The following is a 589-nucleotide window of genomic DNA, read 5'->3' as shown; positions in this document are numbered from 1 at the left end:
CGGGGTATAATCCGGCACAATATTGCCGTTCTCATCCACCGGTCCCTGCAGCGAGCCCGGGCTGCCGTTGCCTGTGCCGAGGTCGCCGATGTAGCCGATCCCTTCGCGCACACGTTCCCCGAAGCGGTTGTACATCCTTGCGACCAAGCCCCATGCATCGTACTCGTACCGCGCCGCGAGGTTGCCGTCTTTGTCCGTCAGAGCCACGACGTCGCCGTGACCGTTGTACACGTACCAGAAGGTTTGCCCTTGGTAGGTCACCGACAGCGGCTTGCCGCCTTCGTTAAAGCCGAACGAGAGGGTCTCCTTGCCGCTTTCGTCCGTCTCCTTGACCACTATCCAGCTGTCGCCTTTGTAGTGGTAGTTCGTCACTTCCTGGGTTTCACCCCGGTGGTTGAACTGCGTCTTGCTCTTGCGCCGTCCCAGGCTGTCGTAGGCGTAGGCCTCTCCGAACCCATCCGGGAACGTGACTTTGGCCAGCTTGCCTTGGCTGTTCCATTCGTACTTGCTTCGTCCGTCACTGAGCAGGTTGCCGTCTTGGTCATACGTGTAGGCATAGTCCTCAAGACGAATCCAGTTGGAGCGGGTG

General features: G+C 59.8%; 1 pseudogene. It reads right to left on the bottom strand.

What is annotated here, in order from left to right:
- Nucleotides 1-589: pseudogene (locus VF724_RS21350) on the bottom strand (hypothetical protein); the annotation flags it as partial.

Source organism: Ferviditalea candida (assembly GCF_035282765.1).
GTDB lineage: Bacteria > Bacillota > Bacilli > Paenibacillales > KCTC-25726 > Ferviditalea > Ferviditalea candida.
This window is presented reverse-complemented; position numbering and strand designations above follow the sequence as displayed.